At 70.3% G+C, this 20,552-nt stretch carries 19 protein-coding genes; 5 read left to right on the forward strand and 14 right to left on the reverse strand.

Annotated features, from left to right (window positions below):
* Positions 1-10: 10 nt before the first annotated feature.
* The 5 genes from DWB77_RS16550 to DWB77_RS16570 all read right to left on the reverse strand — a co-directional run bounded on the left by DWB77_RS16550 (position 11) and on the right by DWB77_RS16570 (position 5,510).
* The gene (locus tag DWB77_RS16550; RefSeq protein WP_120721998.1) at positions 11-466 is read right to left on the reverse strand and encodes a hypothetical protein; all 456 of its coding nucleotides are present in this window, start codon (positions 464-466) and stop codon (positions 11-13) included.
* Between the two features lie 48 nt (positions 467-514).
* On the reverse strand, positions 515-781 hold the full coding sequence (locus tag DWB77_RS16555) for a hypothetical protein (protein WP_120721999.1): 267 nt from the start codon (positions 779-781) through the stop codon (positions 515-517).
* Between the two features lie 25 nt (positions 782-806).
* A complete protein-coding gene (locus DWB77_RS16560) occupies positions 807-1,646 on the reverse strand; it encodes a hypothetical protein (protein WP_120722000.1) in 840 nt (279 codons plus the stop codon).
* A gap of 58 nt (positions 1,647-1,704) precedes the next feature.
* Positions 1,705-2,763, reverse strand: a complete 1,059-nt coding sequence (locus DWB77_RS16565) for a hypothetical protein (protein WP_246033544.1) — start codon at positions 2,761-2,763, stop codon at positions 1,705-1,707.
* A gap of 548 nt (positions 2,764-3,311) precedes the next feature.
* A complete protein-coding gene (locus DWB77_RS16570) occupies positions 3,312-5,510 on the reverse strand; it encodes a protein kinase domain-containing protein (protein WP_428985125.1) in 2,199 nt (732 codons plus the stop codon).
* A 230-nt stretch (positions 5,511-5,740) separates the two neighbouring features.
* On the opposite strand from DWB77_RS16570, the gene DWB77_RS16575 reads away from it, so the two are divergent.
* Positions 5,741-6,853, forward strand: coding sequence for an alpha/beta hydrolase (locus DWB77_RS16575; RefSeq protein ID WP_120722002.1), 1,113 nt, complete (start codon positions 5,741-5,743; stop codon positions 6,851-6,853).
* 65 nt (positions 6,854-6,918) lie between these two features.
* Here the strand turns inward: DWB77_RS16575 and DWB77_RS16580 are convergent, their stop codons facing one another.
* A complete protein-coding gene (locus DWB77_RS16580) occupies positions 6,919-7,785 on the reverse strand; it encodes a menaquinone biosynthetic enzyme MqnA/MqnD family protein (RefSeq protein ID WP_120722003.1) in 867 nt (288 codons plus the stop codon).
* A gap of 307 nt (positions 7,786-8,092) precedes the next feature.
* Here DWB77_RS16580 and DWB77_RS16585 point away from each other — a divergent pair, with 307 nt between their 5' ends.
* Positions 8,093-8,296: a cold-shock protein gene (locus tag DWB77_RS16585; protein WP_003967102.1), complete on the forward strand. Its 204-nt coding sequence runs from the start codon at positions 8,093-8,095 to the stop codon at positions 8,294-8,296.
* Between the two features lie 113 nt (positions 8,297-8,409).
* Here the strand turns inward: DWB77_RS16585 and DWB77_RS16590 are convergent, their stop codons facing one another.
* On the reverse strand, positions 8,410-10,212 hold the full coding sequence (locus DWB77_RS16590) for an AMP-dependent synthetase/ligase (protein WP_120722004.1): 1,803 nt from the start codon (positions 10,210-10,212) through the stop codon (positions 8,410-8,412).
* Positions 10,213-10,306: 94 nt separating this feature from the next.
* Here DWB77_RS16590 and DWB77_RS16595 point away from each other — a divergent pair, with 94 nt between their 5' ends.
* Together DWB77_RS16595 and DWB77_RS16600 are read left to right on the forward strand one after the other, a co-directional pair.
* Complete coding sequence (locus tag DWB77_RS16595; protein ID WP_120722005.1) at positions 10,307-11,314, forward strand: AraC family transcriptional regulator; 1,008 nt, start codon at positions 10,307-10,309, stop codon at positions 11,312-11,314.
* A gap of 198 nt (positions 11,315-11,512) precedes the next feature.
* Entirely contained in the window at positions 11,513-12,664 is a 1,152-nt protein-coding gene (locus DWB77_RS16600; RefSeq protein ID WP_120722006.1) for a lipase family protein, read from the forward strand.
* A gap of 22 nt (positions 12,665-12,686) precedes the next feature.
* On the opposite strand, the gene DWB77_RS16605 is transcribed toward DWB77_RS16600, so the two are convergent.
* Complete coding sequence (locus DWB77_RS16605; protein WP_120722007.1) at positions 12,687-13,328, reverse strand: MerR family transcriptional regulator; 642 nt, start codon at positions 13,326-13,328, stop codon at positions 12,687-12,689.
* 139 nt (positions 13,329-13,467) lie between these two features.
* Between DWB77_RS16605 and DWB77_RS16610 the strand changes: the two genes are divergently transcribed.
* Positions 13,468-13,965, forward strand: coding sequence for a DUF4188 domain-containing protein (locus tag DWB77_RS16610; protein ID WP_120722008.1), 498 nt, complete (start codon positions 13,468-13,470; stop codon positions 13,963-13,965).
* A 318-nt stretch (positions 13,966-14,283) separates the two neighbouring features.
* Here DWB77_RS16610 and DWB77_RS16615 read toward each other — a convergent pair whose 3' ends face one another.
* From DWB77_RS16615 to DWB77_RS16640, 6 genes are all read right to left on the reverse strand, one after another.
* Entirely contained in the window at positions 14,284-15,474 is a 1,191-nt protein-coding gene (locus DWB77_RS16615; protein ID WP_120722009.1) for an acyltransferase family protein, read from the reverse strand.
* A 384-nt stretch (positions 15,475-15,858) separates the two neighbouring features.
* Positions 15,859-16,488, reverse strand: coding sequence for a TetR/AcrR family transcriptional regulator (locus DWB77_RS16620; RefSeq protein ID WP_120727868.1), 630 nt, complete (start codon positions 16,486-16,488; stop codon positions 15,859-15,861).
* A 458-nt stretch (positions 16,489-16,946) separates the two neighbouring features.
* Positions 16,947-17,519 (reverse strand): dihydrofolate reductase family protein, encoded by a 573-nt coding sequence (locus tag DWB77_RS16625; RefSeq protein WP_120722010.1) that lies wholly within the window; start codon positions 17,517-17,519, stop codon positions 16,947-16,949.
* Positions 17,520-17,889: 370 nt separating this feature from the next.
* Positions 17,890-19,263 (reverse strand): dicarboxylate/amino acid:cation symporter, encoded by a 1,374-nt coding sequence (locus tag DWB77_RS16630; protein WP_120722011.1) that lies wholly within the window; start codon positions 19,261-19,263, stop codon positions 17,890-17,892.
* Between the two features lie 386 nt (positions 19,264-19,649).
* The gene (locus DWB77_RS16635) at positions 19,650-19,946 is read right to left on the reverse strand and encodes a DUF4229 domain-containing protein (protein ID WP_120722012.1); all 297 of its coding nucleotides are present in this window, start codon (positions 19,944-19,946) and stop codon (positions 19,650-19,652) included.
* A gap of 59 nt (positions 19,947-20,005) precedes the next feature.
* The gene (locus tag DWB77_RS16640; RefSeq protein ID WP_120722013.1) at positions 20,006-20,548 is read right to left on the reverse strand and encodes a GNAT family N-acetyltransferase; all 543 of its coding nucleotides are present in this window, start codon (positions 20,546-20,548) and stop codon (positions 20,006-20,008) included.
* Positions 20,549-20,552 lie beyond the last annotated feature (4 nt).

Raw genomic sequence — 20,552 nt, forward strand, 5'->3', positions numbered from 1 at the left:
TTCCCGCCCCCTACGAGAGGTGGGGCTGGGAATACACGAGGACGGGAACGTGCGGTGCGAACGCGTCCACCGCGGCCTGGAGACGTTCGGGATCGAGCCGCCAGAAGTTGATGGGGCGGCTGGCCAGGAACAGTTCGTGATCCACGTGGGGCGCCAGTTTGGAGGTCTTCGCGCGACTGAGGTCTGCGTTCATTCCGGGCAAGCGCGGCGCCCCCGGCTTGCGCTGCAACCCGACGTACTGGATCGGGTTGGCAGCGGTGATCTGGGACCACACCACCACGGAGGTGATGTCCTTCCACGGTACGAAGGCGAGCTGACTCCTGTACCGCGCAGGTGCTCCCCCCAACAGGACGCCTGTGTCGTCGACCCGGAAGGCGACCAGTTTCTCCCACTTCATGCCGCCGAGCAGTTGGAAGGGCGTACGACGGAAATGGGCTTCGTACACGAGCGGGTTCACGTCGGTCATCAGATCCTCGCGGGCAGCACGGGTGGTGGGACGGCTCGGGCGACGCACCTACTTCGCGGCACCGGACTTCTTCTTGCTCTCCTCATCCTGCACGCGCTGAAGTATTTTGTTGTACTGGCCCCTGGCCGCGTCCAAGGCGTCGTGAATGGCCTTGCGTCGGCCATTCCACTCCTTGCGGAACCGGTCGCCCGCCGGCCCCTGCCAGGCATCCGTTCCCGACGTCGCGTCAACCGCGTCCAGCGTTTTGTCGATCTCGTCCGCGAACCGCTTCAGGTTGTTGAGGTCTTTCCTGCATTCTTCGACGCGGTCAGTCATGGGTTTCCTCCCCGTGAGTGCTGTGTCAGGCGGCCGGTTGCTTGATGAGTTTGACGATCCGCTCCTCAAGGGTCCGCTCGCTGACCTCCTGCGCGGTTATGCCCGTAGGGTCCTGCGGAGACTCGACATGCACGGCCCAGACCTCGCGGTCGCTGGCGTAGGTCGTGAGGAGCGGACCGGGCCGGGCGTCGAGCACCATCAACTGGCTGACCACCAGGGCGTTGTCGATCACGCGCGCGAGCGACTTGTCCACAGCGCCCGTCGTGAGCGCCGAGGCGTCCAGCCGGATCGTCTTGCCGTCCCGGTCGGCCACGCCGAATGGATCGACCAGCGCCTGAACCATCTTCGCGGCGTCCTGTGCCTTGCTTGCCAGGGTGAAGATGTGCATGCCACCTCCGGTGACCTGCTCGATCAGCAGAAGTTCCGGCGAGTGCACGAAGACGAAGGCCGTCACAGTGCCGTTGGAGGTCTGCTGTTCCACCGCCAAGGCGCGGGAAGCCGTTCGTCGCAGGGTCAGGGCCATGCTGACCTCGGGGGTGACCTTCATGTCCACGTCCGCGGTGAGTCCCGAGTCGGTGCCCTCGGACTTCAGGACGGCGTCGAGCTCGGCGATGTTCGTCACCTCCACCGCCCCTCGCGAGACGAGGGAGCGCAACGCTGTCCCCAGGACCCACTGGCGCTGCTCGTCCGAAAGAGTCGCCAGATGGGGTGTCGGTACGACGACGTCTTCGAGCGCGTCCGGGTCGAGCACGGCAAGTTCTTCGTCGGTCAATTTAATGAGTGACTGGGTGCCGCCCTCTGCGAGAGCGGCACCGACGAGCTCGCGAAATTTATCCAGCTCGATGTCGAGTTCAGGAGTTGGCATGCCGATTCCTAGAGTTGTTCGGTCGGTGTGAAGGGGGCTTGCCGCGTTCGGGGCACGCCTACCAGAATTTGAACTTCTTGACGGCGTTGGGCACCAGGTTCGTGACCGCGCTCTTGGCGCCGTCTGCGATCTCTCTCCCCTTGTCCGCCACGCTGCCGGCCCACTTGGAGGTGGCGTTCCAGGCCTTCTTGGCTCCGTTCTTGATCGACTCACGGTTGTCCCACGCCCAGGTCCCGATGAAGTAGGCGCCCGCCACGCCGAGCGCCGCCCAGCCGACCACGGGCACCGCGGCCGCCACCGCGGCACTCGCACCAAGGGCTCCGGCCGCCGCACTGCCGCCCAGTACGGCCGCCGCTCCTCCTGCTTCCACGACGCCCATCCCGCGGTCGAATCCACCCAGGACGCCTTTGTGGTCGGGAACGACCATCTCCTTGACGCCGTGCACGATGGCGAGGGGCAGACCGACTCGGTCGAGGAGGCTGAGGCCGGGCCCCTGGGCCAGGAGCGTGGGCGGAAGCGGGATCTTCAGCTTCGTAGTCAGGAAGGCTCGCAGCCCCTGCTGCCACTTCCAGGGTTCCTGGTAGAGCCCCTCGATCTTCTGGAGCTTCAGGAGCTCCCGCATGTAGTCGATGTTCTTCAGCTTCAGCCGGTCACCCGTGATGCCGAAGTATTTATTCAATTCGAGGACGGCTTTGGCGCCGGCCACATTCTGCCCCTGCGCCCAACGTTGGTAGAGCTGGAGAGATGCCTCTATGCCGGAGGCTATCTTCGTTAGCCGCAACGGGGTCGTAACGTTCCTCTTTATTTCCTTGAACTCATCGACATATTGACCGACTTCACCCTTGTGCTCCTGAAACTCCTTCCAGGTCTGCAACACGCCGGTCATGCCCATGAACATCAGCTCGACGGCCGGATCCGCCTCGAGGATCCCGAGCCGGTTGCGTACGTCCTTGGCCTGATCCCGGGACCACGAGGCATCCTGGGTAATGCGCTTCAGGTTTCCCTGGTCGCCTTCCCACTTGGCGAGGATCCCGGAAACCAGTGGCCCCTGAATGGAGAGTGCACCGTCCGCCACATCCAGCGCGGCGGCCAGCCGACGCGCCTTCTCCGTGGTCATGCCTCTGAACGTCATGCGAACCCCCGTTGACGATGTCTGCGGTCCCTCTGCGCGGAGCCGCGTCGCCGCCCCGCTGTCGGCGTGCCCCCCGAAGCGCGTCGACCGGTCTTGACGCGACCTGATCCTGCCGCCCGCCCCACGGAATCGCGGTTCCGCGGGCGCGACAGCAAACTCCACACCCCGAAGAGGCACTCGTGCACCTCCACCAAGGCAGAGGCGCAGCCAAGGGTATTGACGTTAACCGGGATGCGTACCGTTTCGCCAGGCGGGATCTTGACGTCGAGTGGCCGCCGTAGATCTACCGGAACACCCCTCGCCACCTCAGTTGCCAACAAGCCTCGTTGACGCTCGCCCGGGCGCCCCGCACAACGAATTCCGGGTACTTCACAAGATCCGTCCCGGGCTGGACAGCGTTCCGCGTATCGCAGTCGTTCCCTCAGGGGCACTCGACGACGCCCCACGATGAACGGCCGCGGTGCGGGGCGCCGTAACTTTGCGAACCGATCGGGAGAGCACCCGATCCCGCCCCGTGGGACACCAGCCTGTCATCAGCCGCCCTGCTTCCCCAACACCCCCGTGGGCCGCCCCGCCTCCGCCTCCTGGGACTCGAAGCGGAGTGTGCCGTCGGGCTGGAGGGTGTACGTCATCGTCGCGGTGCCCCCGGTGCAGCCGATGGTTCCCGGGTTCGCGGGGTCCGTGCGTTCGGTGATGTGCAGGACGCGGGCCGTCGCCGAGTCCAGCGTGCCGATGCCGTGGCAGACGAGCGGGCCGAGGGTGGTCGTGGTGCGCACCACGTCCGTGCCCTTCGCGCCCTTGGTGATCACCGCGGTGTAGGCGTACCCCGAGGTGCCGTTGTCCTGGGTGAGTACGCCCTTCCAGGTGCCGACCAACTCGCTTGGTACGGAGCCCAGTTGCGGTCCCGTGCCGGGCTGTCCCGAGCCGGGCGTGCCGGGTGGGGTCGACGCCGTGCCCGATGACGCGGGCGGGCGGGCGCTCGTGTGGTCGGCGTCGCCGCCCCCGTTCGGCAGCAGGCCGGCGAGGAACGCGCCGCCGACCGTGACCCCGGCCAGCGCCCCCGCGACCGCGAGGACCACCGTGCAGCTGACCCGGCGGCCACGGCCGCGCTCGCCGGGCTCGGCGGCGGTCGCCACCGACAGGGCCACGCGCGAGTGCCGCTCGGCGTTGCTCGGCGGGGCGGTGGGCCTCGGGGGCGTAGAGGGTGCCTGGAGGCCCGCCCCGCCTGGGCGTGTGCGCGGGTCGGGGGGTGTGCGCGGGCCGGTGGGTGCACGCGGGCCGGGGAACGGGCCCGGCTCGCGGCCGTTCTCTGGCCGGTCCGGCTCGCGGCCGTACGGGAGCGGGTCCGACGCGTGGCGGTTCTCGGACGGGCCCGGCTCCCGGCCGTACGGGATCGGGCCCGGCTCGTGGAGATTCCCGGGCGGGTCCGACGCGTGGCCGTACGAGAACGAGCCCGGCTCGCGGAGATCCCCGGGCGAGCCCGGATCCCGGCCGTACGAGAACGGACCCGGCTCGCGGAGAACCCCGGACGGGCCCGGCTCGCGGCCGTTCTCGGGCCGGTCCGGCTCGCGGCCGTACGGGAACGGGTCCGACGCGTGGCGGTTCTCGGACGGGCCCGGCTCCCGGCCGTACGGGGGGATCGGGTCCGGATCCCGGAGATTCCCGGGCGGGTCCGGATCCCGGTCGCACGAGGCGCCCGGCGGGCCGAAGACCCCGGCGGTCGGCGAGCCGCCCACGGCCGGGCCCCCCGGGCCCGCGCGCTCCGCACTCCCCCCGATCGCCGGGCTGGTGAACGGGATCGGGCCCGAGCCGGTCGCCGGCTCCTCGGGCTCCAGGTCGAGCAGCCGTACCGCGGAGCGGCTGACCTCCTCGACGAGTGGGCCCGGCAGCCAGCCCTCGCCCACCAGCGCGGCCGCCCCGGCCGGAGCCAGTCGGGCCGCGAGGGCGGTGGGGGACGGGCGGGCGGCCGGGTCCTTGGCGAGGCAGCCGGCGACCACGTCGCGCAGCTCGCCGGTCAGGCCCGCGCCCAGCTCGGCCGACTCGTGCACCACCTTGTAGAGGAGCGCGGCCGAGGAGTCGCCGGGGAAGGGCGGCCGGCCGGTCGCCGCGTACGCGAGGACCGCGCCGAGCGAGAAGACGTCGGCGGCGCCCGTCACCTGCCTGCTCAGGATCTGCTCGGGCGCCATATAGCCCGGCGAGCCGATGGAGACGCCGGTCGCGGTGAGGGAGGCGGTGCCTTCGGTGGCGCGGGCGATGCCGAAGTCGATCAGGCGGGGGCCGTCGAGGGTGAGCAACACGTTCGACGGCTTCACGTCCCGGTGGACGAGGCCGAGGGCGTGCACGGCGGCCAGCGCCTCGGCGAGCCCCGCGCCCAGGACCCGTACCGAACGCTCGGGAAGGGGGCCCCGGTCCAGGACCGCCTGGGTCAGCGAGGGTCCCGCGACATAGCCGGTCGCCACCCACGGCACCGGCGCGTCCGGGTCCGCGTCGAGCACCGGCGCGGTCCATCGGCCGCCCACCCGCCGGGCCGCCTCGACCTCGTGGCGAAAGCGCGCCCGGAACTGCTCGTCCAGGGCGAAGTGCGGGTGCACCACCTTGACCGCGACCGTGCGGCCGCCCGCGCTGCGCCCCAGGTACACCCGGCCCATGCCGCCCGCCCCGAGCCGGCCGAGCAGCCGATAGGCGCCGATCGTCCGCGGTTCGCCCGCTTCCAGCGGCTGCAACGACTGCATCGCGGTGCTCCCCCAACGCCCAACCTGGTCAAGCCGGTCGCACAGCAGCGTAGAGCCGTACGTGCCCAGGATCACCCTCGATCGAGACGGATCCGATGCTTGGGTGGGAGAACCGAACACCGTCCTCCGCCCTCTTCGATGGCGTAGTTCGTGCGCAATCACCCAAAACCCCGCCCGGCCACCGCTCGGAGCGCCATGTTCCCGCCACCAGATCCCCGGAGTTTCCGCATATGAACCGTCGTCGCCCCGCCGCCTGGATAGCAGCCGCCGTCATCGGTTCGGTCGTGCTGGTCACCGGCTGTTCCGACGAGGGCAAGCCGGTCAGCTTCGACTCCGGGCCGAGCAGCCCGTCGGCGCAGGCGTCGGCCCAGGGCGGCGCGGGCGACGGCGGCGCCTCGGGCAAGGACGCCAAGGACGGCAAGGACGGCAAGGACGCCAAGGACGGTAAGGACGACGACGCCTCAGCGCAGAACGGCGCCTCACCCCAGACGTTGCTGCCCACCGGCCCCAAGGCCGAGTTCACCACGCAGAGCTCCCTCGGCGACGGCACGAAGATCGGCGTGACCACGCTCAAGGGCGCGAAGTCCGGGTTCACCGGCAAGGTGTGGGTGTGGGCGCCCAAGCAGTACTTCGAGGACAAGTACAAGAACAGCGGCTTCCCGGTGCTCATCGCGCTGCCCGGCGGAAACGGTTACCCCAAGAACTACTGGATGGGCACCGACCTCAAGTTGCAGAGCAGCATCGCCGAGTGGTCCAGGACCGGGAAGAGCCTGCCGTTCATCGTCGTCATGCCGGTCCTGAACCCGGACGCCAAGTACTACTACGACGGCAGTGACATCCCGGGCCGGCCGAAGATGGGCACCTGGATGACGGAGGACGTGCCGGATCTGGTGCGGGCCAACTTCCGCACCTTCTCGTCCCGCGACGGATGGGCCTTCATGGGCTCCTCGTCGGGCGGCTTCGTCGGCCTGAAGTCGGTGCTCAAGCGGCCCGACCTGTTCAAGGCCGCGATCGCGTCGGGCCCGGACATCGTGCCGGACTCCCCCCTGTGGGCCGGCCACGACGCCGAGAAGCAGGCGAACAACCCGGAGAAGCTCGCCCAGGACCTGATCGACCGCAAGGGCCCCGAGGTCGCCCTCGCCTTCCAGGTGGGCACCAAGGAAGGCACGGTCGTGCCAAAGGTGCGGAGCTTCATCGACACCTACGGCAAGGGCCCGGTGAAGACCCGCCTCCAGCTGATCCAGGGCGGCACCCACAACGCCCACACCTACGTGAAGGGCATGGGCGAGGGCACCATGGAGTGGATCAGCAAGCAGATGCTGGCGCCGATCCCCTCGTCCTGATCGGTCCCCTCATCCTGCTCGGTCCCCTCATCCTGAGCGGTCCGCTGCTGCTGAACGGGAATCCACTAAGGGGCGAGCAGCTCCACGTTCACATCCGTGGCGAACCCGGTCGTCGGGCCGGTCCTACGGGCGAACTCCCTTACGCCTTCGAGCTGTTGGGGCCCGAAGCGGAAGTCGAGGGTCGTGAAGTAGCGCTCCAGGAGCTCCGCGTCGAAGACCTCCCAGCGGGCGGCCTGCTCGGCGACCTTGGTGACCTCTTCGAGGGAGAGGTCGCGCGAGGCGAGGAAGGCCTCGTGCACCTGCTGGACGAGGTCGGGCTCGCGGGCCAGATAGTCCTTGCGGGCCGCCCACACGGCGAAGACGAACGGCAGCCCCGTCCACTCCTTCCACATGGCGCCCAGGTCGTGGACCTGGAGCCCGAGCCGGGGCGCGTCGTGCAGCGAGGCGCGCAGGGCCGCGTCGCCGATCAGCACGGCCGCGTCCGCCTCGCGCATCATCAGGCCGAGGTCGGGCGGGCAGGTGTAGTAGTCGGGGGTCACCCGGTACCGCTCGGCGAGCAGGAGCTGCGCCAGGCGCACCGAGGTCCGCGAGGTGGACCCGAGCGCGACCCGGGCCCCGTCCAGCTCCTCCAGGGGACGCTGCGAGACGATCACGCAGGACATGACGGGCCCGTCGCAGCCCACCGCGATGTCGGGGAAGGCGACCAGGTCGTCCGCGTTGCGCAGGAACTCCACGAGAGTTATCGGCGCGATGTCCAGGTCGCCGTTGACGAGCTGCTCGCTGAGCTTCTCCGGGCTGTCCTTGGTCAGCTCCAGGTCGAGCAGTGTCCCCGTCCGGGCCAGGCCCCAGTACAGGGGCAGGCAGTTGAGGAACTGGATGTGCCCGACGCGCGGCCGGCCGCCTCGGTGCTGGGGGCTGGTTGAATTGTCCACATGCCGAGGCTAGACCCGTCCCACCCCGTGGACCGCGCCGGGCCCGGCCGAGGACCTCGCGGGAGTGCCTCGCGGGACCCCTGGGGAGGGTGCGTGATCACCTGCTCAGCCCCCGGTCAAACGTACGGACGCAGTGATCTTTCCCTCTACCGCGGCACCTGAGCTGCGTGCTACGCTCAGCGCAAGTTGCAGTTTGGTTTCCCTTGCAGTACAGAGCCTGCGGAGCATGTAACCCGCAGGCTTTTGTAGTTTTCAGACTTGTTTGCAGGTTCTGGAGCAGGGCAACCCTTTGGCCCAAGGAGGGCTTATGGCTACCGGAACCGTTAAGTGGTTCAACGCTGAAAAGGGCTTCGGCTTCATCGCCCAGGACGGCGGCGGCCCGGATGTCTTCGTCCACTACTCCGCGATCAACGCGTCTGGTTTCCGCTCCCTGGAGGAGAACCAGGTCGTGAACTTCGACGTCACTCAGGGCCCGAAGGGCCCGCAGGCGGAGAACGTCACCCCGGCCTAAGTGCCCGGGTTGGCCGATCGATCGCTGACTTAGCAGTACCCAAGGAGCCCCGTCCTGCCGGAACGGGGCTCCTGCCTTTTGTGCCTTTTGCCGTCGCCTTCCACCGTCGTCATTCAGCGGTGGTACAGCGCCTCGATCTCGGCCGCGTACCGCTCCACCACCGCCGTGCGGCGCACCTTGAGGGTGGGGGTCAGTTCGCCGCCCTCCACGGTGAAGTCCCCCGGCAGGATCGCGAAGTCCCGGATCCTGGCGGGCCGGGACACCTGGGCGTTGGCCGTCTCGACCGCCTCCTGGACCAGCGCGCGGACCTCCGCCGGGTCCCGCCCGGCGGTCTCCTCCGCGTCGACGGTGATCAGCGCCACCGGGTACGGGCGCCGGTCGCCCACCATCACCGCGTGCGAGACGAAGCGGGAGCGCTCGATGGCCAGCTCCACATGCGAGGGCGTCAGATTCTTGCCGGCCGACGTGATGATCAGGTCCTTCTTGCGGCCCGTGATCGTGAGATAGCCGTCCGCGTCCAGCGACCCCAGGTCGCCGGTGTGGAGCCAGCCGTCCGCGTCCAGCGCTTCCGCCGTGCCGAGCGCGTTGGCGTGATAGCCCGGGAAGATCATCGGCCCCCGGGCGAGCACTTCCCCGTCGTCCGCGATCCGCACCTCGCACCCGGCGACCGGCCGCCCCACCGTGCCGTACCGCACCGCGCCCGGGTGGTTGAGCGAGATCACCCCCGCGGACTCGGTCATCCCGTACCCCTCGAAGACCTGGATCCCGCAGGCCCGCAGGAAGTCCAGGACGGCCGGGTCGATCGGGGCGCCGCCGGTCAGGGCCCATCGCAGCCGACCGCCGAGGGCCGCCCTGACCGGGCCGAACAGTGCCGCGTCGGCGGCCTCGTACGCCTCCTGGCGCTCCGGCGGGAGGGCGCCGTCCGCCGCGAGGACACCGTCCGCGACCGCCGCGTCGAAGCGCTCGCCCCCGCCCTCCTGGGCCTCGGCGAGCGAGCGCACCACGGAGTAGACCTTCTCGAACAGCCGCGGTACGGACGGCAGATGGGTCGGCCGGGCCTCGGCGAGCTCGCCCACGACGTCCTCGATCCGCCCGCCGAAGTAGCAGAGCTCGCCCCCGTAGAGCAGCGTCGAGAACTGGATGAGCTGGGCGAGCAGATGCGCGAGCGGCAGATAGAGATAGGTGCGGTCGCCCGGGCCGCCCTCGACGAGGTGCAGCGTGGCGTCCTGGACGGCGCCCATGTTCCCGTGGGTGAGCCGACAGCCCTTGGGCGGGCCGGTGGTCCCGGAGGTGTAGACGAGCTCGGCGTCGTCGTCGGGCCGCACCGCATCGGCCCGGGCGAGCAGGTCGTCGAGCGGGACGGCGGACCCGTCCGGCATCGTCGGTCCCGCGGGTCCCACCATCACGAGGACGTGAGCGAGGGCGGGCAGCTTCCCGCGCAGCCCCTCCACTCGTGCCGCCTCCTCGGGACCCTCGCAGATCACCGTCCTGGCGGCGGAGTCGGACAGCACCCACAGGGCCTCCTCGTCCCCCGCCGTCGGATACACCGGCACGACCACCGCGCCCACCGCCAGACAGGCGAAGTGCGCGTACATCCACTCGGGGCGGGTCTCGGCGAGGATCACCACCCGGTCGCCGGCCTCGACGCCGAGCGCGAGGAGGCCGCGCGCGGTGCGCCGTACGGTGTCGCGCAGTTCGGCGTAGGTGACCGACACCCACTCCCCGCGCGCGTCCCGGAACCGCAGCGCGGGCCGGTCCGGGTGGCGCCCGGCCGCCCATTCGGTGAACACGGCGAGCGTCCGGGGGCGCGGGGACGGATCCGGGTGCGGGCTCCGGGACGGATCCTGGTGCGGGCTCCGGGACGGATCCTGGTGCGGGCTCCGGGACGGATCCTGGTGCGGGCTCTGGGGGGTCATGACCCGACGGTAGGTACGGTCGTGCGTCCCACGGGATGACCGGAAACGTCACCCCGGCTGACCTCAACGCTCAACCCGGCTACGGTCGTTGACCATGGCGAAGCCGACGATCACGGTGCACCATGTGCGGGCCGTGCTGCGCGGCGCCGGGCGGCGCGGCATCGACACCGTGCCGCTGCTCCAGGCGTCCGGCATCCCCCCGCTGCTGCTCGGCGACGACCGGGCGCGGGTCACCCCGGCCCAGTTCGCCCACCTCTTCCGCGCCCTGTACCGGGCGACCGGGGACGAGTTCCTCGGCCTCGGCGGCGCCCCCAGCCGCCCGGGCACCTTCGCGATGATGTGTTACGCCGTCCTCGGCTGCCGCGACCTCGGCGGGGCGATGCGGCGCGGCACCGCCTTCTACGGCCTGTTCGCCGACGGCCCCGACCTCGGTCTCGAAGTGACCGGCACCGAGGCGGTGTTCGCGGTGCGGGGTGACCTCGGGGGCCACGACGAGGACCGGTTCCTGACCGAGTGCCTCGTCATCATCTGGCACCGGCTGTGCAGTTGGCTGGTGGGGCGCCGCATCCCGCTGACCCGCGCCGCCTTCGGCTATCCACCGCCCCCGCACCAGGAGGAGTACGAGTCGCTGTTCGGCTGCCCGGTCCGGTTCGGGGGCCCCCGCACGGAGGCGGTGTTCGACGCGCGCTGGCTGACCGCCCCGCTCGTACGCGACGAGGCCGCGCTCGGGCAGATGCTGCGCCGCTCCCCCTTCGAACTGCTCAGCCGACACGCGTACGGGACGACGGTCGGCGAGCAGGTGGGCCGGGCCCTCGCGGGCGCCCTGCGCGCCTCGCCCCGGCTGCCCTCCCTGGAGGAGACTGCGGCGCGCCTGGCCATGTCCCCGGCCACGTTGCGCCGCCGCCTCGCCCACGAGGGCACCTCGTTCCAGCAGCTCAAGGACGCGGTACGGCGGGACGCGGCGATCGCGGGGCTCGCCGAGGGCCGCGAGCCGATCGCGGAGATCGCGGCCCGCCTGGGCTTCTCGGAGGACACCAGCTTCCACCGGGCGTTCCGCCGCTGGACGGGCACGACCCCGGGGGCGTACCGGCTGGGCCGGTGAGGGCCCCCTGACCGGGGGGGCTCGTGGCTCGGGCGGACGTGCCGCCCGCCGGCCGGTGGGCACGAGGGCTCGGGCGGCCGCGCCCCCGCTGTCGGCCCGGGTCAGCGAAGGTGAGCGGTACGGTCAGCTCCGTACCTACCGGCGAGTCACTACCTTCTCCTCAACTGCCCGCGCCCATAGGACCGTTGGGAGAGCCGCATGCACGTCCGTACCAGAGTCGCCGGTGCCATCGCCGCCGCACTCCTCCTGTCGGCAGCCACCCCCACCGCATTCGCCGACGCTCCGGCGACCACCGCGCCCGGTGACCTCGTCACCCAGTCCCCCACCGAGTTCCATCCGCTGCCCGGCCAGTGGACCAACACCAAGGCCTGGCACATCACCTACCGCTCCACCACCGCCAAGGGCGGCCCGAACGTCGTCTCCGGCACGGTCATCGTCCCCAACGACGGCCGCACCGGCCCCCGCCCGGTCGTGACGTACGCGGTCGGCACGGTCGGGCTCGACGACTCGTGCGCGCCGAGCGCCAACTTCCCGTACGGGACGGCCGTCGAGGCGACCCTGATCAACCAGGTCGTGCAGAAGGGCTGGGCGGTCGCGGTCACCGACTACGAGGGGCTCGGCACACCGGGCGAGCACACCTACACGGTGGGCCGGGCCGAGGGCACCGCCGTGCTCGACGCGGCCCGCGCCGCCGAGCGGCTCGGCATCCCCGGCGTCGACGCCAACTCGCCCGTGGGGATCATGGGTTACTCGCAGGGCGGCCAGGCCGCCAGTTGGGCGGCGGAGCTGCACGACTCCTACGCCCCCGACCTGTTGGTGAAGGGCACCGCGACCGGCGGCGTCCCGGCCGACCTGATGAAGGTCGCCTCCTCCAACGACGGCGGCCTGGGGTCGGGCCTCATCTTCATGGCGGCGGCGGGCCAGAACGCGGCCTTCCCCGAGCTGAAGCTGGACTCGTACCTGAACACGGCGGGCAAGGCGCTGGTGGGCTACTTCCGGACCAACTGCGTGGCGATCGACACGACGGTGGGCTCGTTCAAGCACATCACCGACCTGACGGTGAAGGACCCGCTGCGACAGCCCGACTGGCAGGCCAGGCTCGCCGAGTCGAAGCTCGGCACGCACCGTCCCGACGCGCCGGTGTACCTCTACCACGGCACGATCGACGAGCTGATCCCGTACTCCGTGGGCCAGCAGCTCCGCTCGGACTGGTGCGCCCGGGACGCGAACGTGGAGTGGCACGCGCTGCCGCTGCTCGGCCACATCGGCGGGGTGACGGCGGGCGGAGTCCCGGCCGCGAACTGGCTGGCCGAACGCTTCGCGGGCGCCGCGCCACACCCCAACTGCTAGCACCGGCACGTGTTCGGGCCCTCTACAGCCCATACCGGCGGGCGGACTCCTCCTGCTGGGCAAGGCGGTGGAGGGCCCGCAGGACGGGGTCGAAGAGAACGGTGGCGGCGACGGCGACCTCGACCTTCTCCTCCTCTGAGGGGTGGGTCTCGACGAAGTCCAGGTCGCGGACGGCCGCCCGGTGCATGAGTTCGGCGTACGGGGCCATGAATTCGGCGTCCCAGGAGTAGCCGAGCCGGTGCAGCGTGGCCACGGCGACGATCAACGCGCGGTGGTCCGGGGAGAGTTCACCGAGTTCGCGGGCGGTCGTCCAGCCCAGGGCGTCGAGGAGCCGGTCCACCTCGACGCGGGCGACGGCCACGGACGCGTCGCCGTCGTCGGGGTCGGGCCCGTGCGGCAGGGCCCACAGGGCGGCGCCGAGACGGATGGTGCGGTCGAGCGAGTCGTCGTCGACGTACCCGATGACCTCCTTCGCCCTGGCGACGGTGAGGCCGCCGACCTCGATGAGGGCGCGCACCAGGCGGAGCCGGCGCAGATGGCTCTCGTCGTAGTCGGCGGTGGTCGCGCCGACCTTGCGCCCCGGCGCGAGCATCCCCTGTCGCAGGTAGTACTTGATCATTGCCGCGGAGACCCCGCTCCGCTCGCTCAACTCGGCCAGCCGCATCCCTTGCGCCTTCCCTCGGATAACGTCATTATCCAATGTATCGGCACGGGCTAACTCCGTTATCCAACAAGGGAGTTGGGGGTACGCGCCCTGCCTGCCCCCATCCCCGGCCCGCCGACGTCGAGCAGCTGGAGGGACGATGTCCGCCAAGCAGGCCCCCAACCGTACGACCGCCGCCGCCGAGGGCGAGGTGGTGGTGCTGCTGATCGGGATGCGCGTCAACCACTTCTGGGCGGTGCACCAGTGGGTCCCGGTGGGGTTCGCGATGCTCCGCATGCTGGCCGAGCTGAAGCGGGACCGGAGCCGGGGGCTGCTCGGCCATGTGCTGCTGACCGCGTCGCCGCGTACGTACTACGTGGTCCAGTACTGGGAGTCCAAGGAGAAGCTGTACGCCTACGCGCACTCGCCGCAGATGTTCCACCACCGGGCGTGGGCGATCCTCAACCGCAAGGAGCGGCAGGGGAAGGTGCGGGGGCATGTCGGGTTGTGGCACGAGACGTATGTCGTGCCCGAGGGGTCCTACGAGTCGATCTACGCGGACATGCCGCCGTTCGGCCTGGCCGCGGCGACGGGGGTCCTGCCTCTGGCCCGGCGGGGCCGCACCGCAGCCGACCGCCTCGCCCACCGGCCCGCGTAGCCCGGCCCCCTGGGGCGTTCGCCCACCCACCCACCCGTGAGTGACGGGGACTGAAGGGTTCGGCCCCTGGGGCTCCGCCCCAGACCCCGTTCGCGCCTAAAGGGCGCTCGTCCTCAATCGCCGGACGGGCTGTAGGTGCCCCAGCACCGAGCATTTAAGGGGCGCGGGGAACTGCGCGACCAGCCACGCACGGCCCGCAGCCGAAAGCGGGTTTTGAGGGGCGCGGGGAACTGCGCGAGAAGCGGGCACGGCCCGCACATGACCGGGGGGTTGGGGGCGCGGGCGAAGGTGGCCGACGGCCGCCGACCGTCGCCACCCTCAGTGCACTCGCCTCTGCTCACTCCCCAAATACACCGGCACCCCCGGCTCGAACTCCGCCGGCGCCACCGCCGGCGCAGACGGCTGGGCGCCCGGGACGACGCGGCGGCGCCGGGCGACCGGCGTGTTGTCGCGTACGTCCGCGATCCCCCGCTTCAGCGAGTCGCGGATCCACCGGCTGGCGGGACGTTCCACGAAGCGGTGGATGAGCCAGGCGATGGCCATCATCAGGGCGACGACCGAGACCACGAGCACGGGTGCGGCCACCCGCCCGCGGAAGTGGTGGATGAGGGTCAGGCCGATGAACATGTGGATCAGGTACAGCGGATAGGTGAGCGCTCCGGCCGTGGAAAGCCACTTCCACTGCACCTTGTTGAACACTCCCAGCGCGATCGCGCCGACCATCAGGAACCCGGCCAGGATGATCAGCCGCACCGGCCAGGTGGGGAGGTTCTCCGCCGCCGCCCGGCCGAGGTTGCTGGCCATGCGGTAGCGGATGTAGCGCTGGGCCAGCAGGAACTGGAACAGCACCAGGCCCCACAGCACGGGGTTCGCTCCGTAACGGCGCATCAGGTAGAAGGCGATGCCGGCGATGAAGAACGGCGCGTACTGCGGCATCGCGAAGGCCACGAGCATGGGAGTGCCGAGGCCGGGCGCGAGGGCCGCCGCCACCGTCCACACCCCGCAGAAGACGAGCACGTTGCGGTACGTGACGCCGCACAGGACGACGATCGCCATCAGGATGTAGAACTTGATCTCGACGAAGAGCGTCCAGTAGGCGCCGTCGACGTCCTTGGTGCCGTTTCCGGCCTGGAGCATCGTGAAGTTGACGATGACGTCGTCCCAGTGGCGTATGGAGCTGATCTCCGGCCACTTCTTCACGACCAGCGCCGTGAGCGGTATGGCGACCCAGTAGGCGGGGAAGAGCCGGGAGACCCGCGAGACGGCGAAGTCGCCGATCGTGCGCCCCCAGACGCTCATGCAGATGACGAATCCGCTGACCAGGAAGAAGACCTCGACACCCAGCCAGCCGAACTGGGCGAACGGGTGCAGGGTCGGGAAGATCGTCGCTGTGCTGTGGCCCCAGGCGCTGCTCAGCGCGAGGTAGTGGTAGCCCACCACCATCAGGGCGGCGACGAGCCGGAGCCCGTCCAACGCTGCGAGTCTGGCCGCCGGCCGGCGCTGGGACATCTCGGAACCTCCAGCGCCCTGGTCGAGGACGCTACGGATCGGGTGTTCCCGGCAGCCGGGAATTACTTGTGGGTAGATTGTGTGCGGGACATGTTCTCATGGCTTTACCACATGAAGTCCAGTAGTGCTGGTCAGAAACGCGCCTACGGTGGGAGTTCGGCGAGGTCCGCCACTTCTGCCCCTGGCCCTCTACGCCGAACGGGCCGCCCCTCGGGGGCGGGAGACTTCGGTGCGTTGCGCGCGAAGGCGGCGAAGGTGGGTGAACCGGACATCCCGGGGGCGGCGGGGGCGGCGACCTCGGCACGCGGGGCGCGGGGCTTGGTGCGTGGGGGTTGGTGCGTGGGGTGAGGGCGCCGACTCAGTGCGCGGGCCGAAGAGGCGGGCTCAGTGCGCGGGCTGATGGCGCGGGGACCAGCGCTCGCCGCGCATCAAGTTGCCCAGGCCCGCCCAGGCGAAGTTCATCAGGGTGGCGGCGGCCTCCTTCGCGGTGACGGAGTCCGATGCATTGGCCCAGCCGGCCAGCGACTCCGCCGCGCCCACGAGTGCCTGGGCCAGGCCGGCCACGTCGCGCTCGGCCAACTCCGTTGCGCCGTGCGCCTCTTGGGCGGCCTCGTGGATCAGCGCCGTCACGAACGCCACGATCTCCTCGCGCATCTGGGAGACCTCCCGCGCGAACGGTTCACCGTGCGTACGGGCCTGGTGGTGCAGGACGGACCAGGCGTCGGGGTGCTCGGCGGTGTGCGTGAAGAACGCCCGCAGGCCGGACCAGAGTTGGCCGTCCGCCGTGAGGTCGGGGTCCACGCCGCTTCGTACGGCTGTCACGAGGGCCTGGGCCTCTCGGCGGATGCAGGCGGTGAAGAGGTCTTCCTTGGAGTTGAGGTACAGGTACACCAACGGCTTCGATACGCCTGCAAGTTCGGCTATCTCGTCCATTGAGGCGGCGCGGTAGCCGCGTCGGCCGAAGGTCACGACGGCGGCGTCGAGCATCTGCCGTTCTCGCACGGCTCGCGGCATCCGCCTGGCCTTGCCATCGCCCACGCCGTCGTCCACGCCCTCGCCCACGTTGGATCCTGCCCCCTCCTGGTTGCTGTGCGTTGCTTGCCGTGGGCAAGGGTATGCGGGGGCTGGGCCGAGCGGTTTCTCCCCCACCCCGCCCCTTCCCGAAACCCTCCGGGGGTGTGGGTGTGGGTGCGTGGGCCCGGGCGGGGCGTGCGGGGCCCCCGAGTTCGCGTTCGTCTGCGGGCCGTGCGGGCTGGTCGCGCAGTTCCTCGCGCCCCTGGAAACCCGCCTTCGTCCGCGGACCGTGCGGGGCCGGGCGCGCAGTTCCCCGCGCCCCTTAACCCCGTCGACCGTGCGGTCCCTGGCCGCTTCTCGCGCAGTCCCCGCGCCCCTGAAAACCCGCCTTCGTCCGCGGGCCGTGCGTGGCTGGGCGCGCAGTTCCCCGCGCCCCTGAAGGGGCGGCCCGTGCGGCCTCAGTGGACCACGTCGAAGACGTTCTTCTGGAGGCCGTTCGCGTACGTCTCGTGGGCCACGAGCTTCAGGCGCTGCTTGTCCTTGTCCGTCGTGCTGAACAGGCGCTTGCCCGCGCCGAGGAGGAGGGGGAAGACCAGCAGGTGGTACCGGTCGATCAGGCCGGCGTCCGACAGGGCGTGGTTCAGCGTGGCGCTGCCGTGGACGATGATCGGGCCGCCCTCGGTCTCCTTCAGCGCGGCGACGTCCTCGACCGAGCGCAGGATCGTCGTCTCGCCCCAGTTCGACACCAGCGCGTCCTCGGTGAGGGTGGTGGAGACCACGTACTTCGGCATGGCCTTGTAGTCGGCGAAGTCCGCCATGTCGGGCCAGACGGGGCTGAACGCCTCGTAGCTGGTCCGGCCCAGCAGCATGGCGGTGGCTTCCTTCTGTTCCGCGCCCTTGAGGGCGAACGCCTCGGGGAGGAACTCGATGTCCTTGAAGGTCCAGCCGGCGTTCCGGTAACCGGCCTCGCCGCCGGGCGCCTCCACGACGCCGTCGAGCGAGATGAACGCGGTGCTGATCAGGGTGCGCATCTGGGGTTCCTCGGGATCTCGGGGTTGGTTTTCGGCACGGTCAAGGCTCGGTCGCGCAGCGGTCGGTGCGCGAGCAACGGTCGGTGCGCGAGCAACGGTCGGTGCGCGAGCAACGGTCGGTGCGCGAGCAACGGTCGGTGCGCGAGCAACGGTCGGTGCTCGCGCCAACGCGTCACGCCTCGCGCCTCGCGTCCGCACCAACCACGATTTCGACTGGCGATCATGGCAGAACTCATCGGTCGCGGGCGGCTCATTTCGCCGCCGCCGCCAAGTCCCGCCCCCGCGCGGCAAGTTGGCGCGCCCGGACGCGCGGACGCCCGCGCCCCCGGCTGAGCGGGGCGCGGGCGTCGGGGCGTGGAGTGCGGCGGGGTCAGGCCGCGGCCGGGACCGGGGACTGGTCCTCGCGCGTGCGGGACTCGTACGTGTCGTCCACCGGCGAGAGGTGGACCGAGTCGAACGCGTCCCGGTCGAGGATCTTCTCGCGGGCCGACACGATGACCGGCACCAGCGCCTGGCCCGCCACGTTCGTGGCCGTACGCATCATGTCCAGGACCGGGTCGATCGCCATGAGCAGGCCGACGCCCTCCAGGGGCAGGCCGAGCGTGGAAAGGGTCAGGGTGAGCATGACCGTGGCGCCCGTCAGGCCCGCCGTCGCGGCCGAGCCGATGACCGACACGAAGGCGATCAGGACGTAGTCGTCGAAGCCGAGGTGCACGTCGAAGATCTGGGCGATGAAGATCGCCGCCAGCGCGGGGTAGATCGCGGCGCAGCCGTCCATCTTGGTGGTCGAGCCGAACGGCACCGCGAAGGAGGCGTACTCCTTGGGGACGCCGAGGCGCTCGGTGACCTTCTGGGTCAGCGGCATCGTGCCCACCGAGGAGCGGGAGACGAAGGCGAGCTGGATCGCGGGCCAGGCACCCTTGAAGAACTGGAGCGGGTTGACCTTGGCGACGGTGGCGAGCAGCACCGGGTAGACCCCGAACATCACCAGGGCGCAGCCGATGTAGACGTCGGCGGTGAAGGTGGCGTACTTGCCGATGAGGTCCCAGCCGTAGTCGGCGATGGCGAACCCGATGAGGCCGAGCGTGCCGAGCGGGGCGAGCCGGATGACCCACCACAGGGCCTTCTGGAGGAGTTCCAGGACGGCTTCGCTGAGCGTGAGGATCGGCTTGGCCTTCTCGCCGAGCTGGAGCAGCGCGATGCCGGCGACGGCGGCCATGAAGACGATCTGGAGGACGTTCAGTTCGGTGAACGGCGTCACCACGTCCGTCGGGATGATGCCGGTGAGGAAGTCCAGCCAGGAGCCCGTGTGCTTGGGCAGCTTGCCGTCCTTCGGGGTCAGGCCGGTGCCCGAACCCGGGTCGGTGAGCAGGCCGATGGCGAGGCCGATGGCCACCGCGATCAGCGAGGTGATCATGAACCAGAGCAGGGTGCGGGTGGCGAGCCTGGCCGCGTTGTTGACCTTGCGCAGGTTGGTGATCGACACCAGGATCGCGAAGAAGACGAGGGGCGCCACGGCCAGCTTCAGGAGCTGGACGAAGATGTCGCCGATCTGCCCGAGGGTCTCCTTGAGCCAGCCGATGTCCTGGCTCCGGGCGAGCCAGCCGAGCAGGCCGCCGAGGACGAGGCCCGCGATGATCTGGGCCCAGAACGGGAACTTCGAGGATATGGAGAAGCCGGACTTGGGCTGCTTCTCCTGATCGGTCGCGGAGGACGCGGAGGTCGCGGAGGACGCGGAGGACACGGAAACACTCCCGGGTGAGCGGATTCGGGGACGTTCAGGGGGATGAGCGCGGCGCCCGTTCACAGGGGACTGGTCGGCGTGGACCGGTCACGTAACGCTGGGGACACCGCCGCATGATGCCGGGGTCAGACGTCGCGGCAACAGACCGCGGACATGCAGCGGCAGAGGTCGACATGCAGACGCGCCACGAGCGGAACGGCTCCGCCGGTGGGGTGCTGGTGCACTGCTGCTGTCGTCACGTCGAATACGTTAACACTTGAACTTTGAGAACCTCAAAGCAGTTCTTTTACCCCGGGTGGGCGGGAACAGCAGCGGCCCGGGTCCCGAGTGATGTGCTCGGGACCCGGGCCGGCCGGGGTGTGAGTTGGCTGACGCGTCGCGCCCGCCTACTGGGTGACGCCGTCCTCCTGGGTGCGGTTCGCTTCGAGCTTCGCCTTGGCGCGCTCCACCTTGGTGACGATCTGGGCGGACATCGCGTCGCGCTGCTTGCGCAGCAGGACGTAGCTGAGCGGCGCGGAGATGACCAGCGCGAGCAGGACGACCCAGATGAGGTTCGAGTTCCCGTTGCCCTTGGGCACGATGCCGAACTGGACCAGCAGGCCGACGAAGACCAGGCTGCCGATGAAGATCCCCACGCGCAGCATGGTGTACCAGATGGTGGCGCTCGGCTTGGCGGCGTTCACGACTGACCTTCTCTCTACGGTGGCCCCTGCCCGACTAGTGAAGCACGCCCACAATTGGATCAGTTCAGGGGGAGCAGCATGATGATGTCGTCCCGGTCGTCGCCTTCGGCCACCCGGATCGCGCCGGGCACCCGCCCGACCTCCTTGTAGCCGCACGAGGCGTAGAAGCGGTCGACGCCGGTGCCGCCCCGGCAGGTGAGCCGGATCGCCTCGATGCGGCCGGAGCCGCCGGGCCCGTCGAGGCCCCGTACCGCGTCCGCCACCGCCGTCATCAGGTCGCGGCCGTACCCCTTGCCCTGGTGGACCGGATCCACCATGACCGTGTACAGCCACACCCAGTGGGTCATGAGGCGGTGCGTGTTGAACGCGATGAACGCGCTGGCGGCGACCGCGCCCCGCTCGTCGAACCCGACGAGCAGGCGCATCCGGCCCTCGGCCATGGCCGCGAGGTGCTTGACCAGTTCGGGCCGTACGTCCTCGACGGAGACCGGCGGCACGAAACCGACGGCCCCGCCCGCGTTGGACACCCCGGCCCACAGGGCGAGGAGTCCGTCACGCAGGGCGGGGGTGACCGGCGGGTCGAGCCGGAACGTCAATGCCATCGGA

It is taken from the genome of Streptomyces hundungensis (assembly GCF_003627815.1).
GTDB lineage: Bacteria > Actinomycetota > Actinomycetes > Streptomycetales > Streptomycetaceae > Streptomyces > Streptomyces hundungensis_A.

Excerpts from the sequence above, each read along its gene's own strand:
- DWB77_RS16640 (WP_120722013.1), bottom strand. The coding sequence starts at position 20,548 with ATGGCATTGACGTTCCGGCTCGACCCGCCGGTCACCCCCGCCCTGCGT.
- DWB77_RS16625 (WP_120722010.1), bottom strand. The coding sequence starts at position 17,519 with ATGCGCACCCTGATCAGCACCGCGTTCATCTCGCTCGACGGCGTCGTG.
- DWB77_RS16610 (WP_120722008.1), top strand. The coding sequence starts at position 13,468 with ATGTCCGCCAAGCAGGCCCCCAACCGTACGACCGCCGCCGCCGAGGGC.
- DWB77_RS16615 (WP_120722009.1), bottom strand. The coding sequence starts at position 15,474 with ATGTCCCAGCGCCGGCCGGCGGCCAGACTCGCAGCGTTGGACGGGCTC.
- DWB77_RS16595 (WP_120722005.1), top strand. The coding sequence starts at position 10,307 with ATGGCGAAGCCGACGATCACGGTGCACCATGTGCGGGCCGTGCTGCGC.
- DWB77_RS16605 (WP_120722007.1), bottom strand. The coding sequence starts at position 13,328 with ATGCGGCTGGCCGAGTTGAGCGAGCGGAGCGGGGTCTCCGCGGCAATG.
- DWB77_RS16555 (WP_120721999.1), bottom strand. The coding sequence starts at position 781 with ATGACTGACCGCGTCGAAGAATGCAGGAAAGACCTCAACAACCTGAAG.
- DWB77_RS16575 (WP_120722002.1), top strand. The coding sequence starts at position 5,741 with ATGAACCGTCGTCGCCCCGCCGCCTGGATAGCAGCCGCCGTCATCGGT.
- DWB77_RS16570 (WP_428985125.1), bottom strand. The coding sequence starts at position 5,510 with ATGCAGTCGTTGCAGCCGCTGGAAGCGGGCGAACCGCGGACGATCGGC.
- DWB77_RS16560 (WP_120722000.1), bottom strand. The coding sequence starts at position 1,646 with ATGCCAACTCCTGAACTCGACATCGAGCTGGATAAATTTCGCGAGCTC.
- DWB77_RS16620 (WP_120727868.1), bottom strand. The coding sequence starts at position 16,488 with ATGCCGCGAGCCGTGCGAGAACGGCAGATGCTCGACGCCGCCGTCGTG.
- DWB77_RS16600 (WP_120722006.1), top strand. The coding sequence starts at position 11,513 with ATGCACGTCCGTACCAGAGTCGCCGGTGCCATCGCCGCCGCACTCCTC.
- DWB77_RS16590 (WP_120722004.1), bottom strand. The coding sequence starts at position 10,212 with ATGACCCCCCAGAGCCCGCACCAGGATCCGTCCCGGAGCCCGCACCAG.
- DWB77_RS16550 (WP_120721998.1), bottom strand. The coding sequence starts at position 466 with ATGACCGACGTGAACCCGCTCGTGTACGAAGCCCATTTCCGTCGTACG.
- DWB77_RS16585 (WP_003967102.1), top strand. The coding sequence starts at position 8,093 with ATGGCTACCGGAACCGTTAAGTGGTTCAACGCTGAAAAGGGCTTCGGC.
- DWB77_RS16565 (WP_246033544.1), bottom strand. The coding sequence starts at position 2,763 with ATGACCACGGAGAAGGCGCGTCGGCTGGCCGCCGCGCTGGATGTGGCG.